Consider the following 249-nt stretch of genomic DNA (forward strand, 5'->3'; position numbering starts at 1 on the left):
GTCTAGACCAGAGCAAAGGTATCTCGAATTTATTGAGTGTCAATCAGATGATATAAAAGAATTAGAGTCAAGTCGTATTGAACTTTATCAGGCTCTTTCAGATATTAACTCGATGAAAACTATTATCGAAGATAAGCTGGCTTTACTTAAGAAAGAATCTATAGATTCTCATAAAGATTCAATTGTTAAAGAAAAATTCACGAAATATGTGAGCGAACTTATTAAACTTGGTATCGAATTACCTAGCTT

The 249-nt window shown here is 31.3% G+C and carries 1 protein-coding gene; it reads left to right on the forward strand.

Annotation, left to right across the window (positions count from 1 at the left end):
• The coding region (locus tag AAEZ18_RS19360) for a hypothetical protein (RefSeq protein ID WP_352256067.1) at nt 1-249 on the forward strand (249 nt) is incomplete at both ends.

Source organism: Pseudoalteromonas sp. 19-MNA-CIBAN-0066, from assembly GCF_040308705.1.
Taxonomy (GTDB): Bacteria; Pseudomonadota; Gammaproteobacteria; order Enterobacterales; family Alteromonadaceae; genus Pseudoalteromonas; species Pseudoalteromonas nigrifaciens.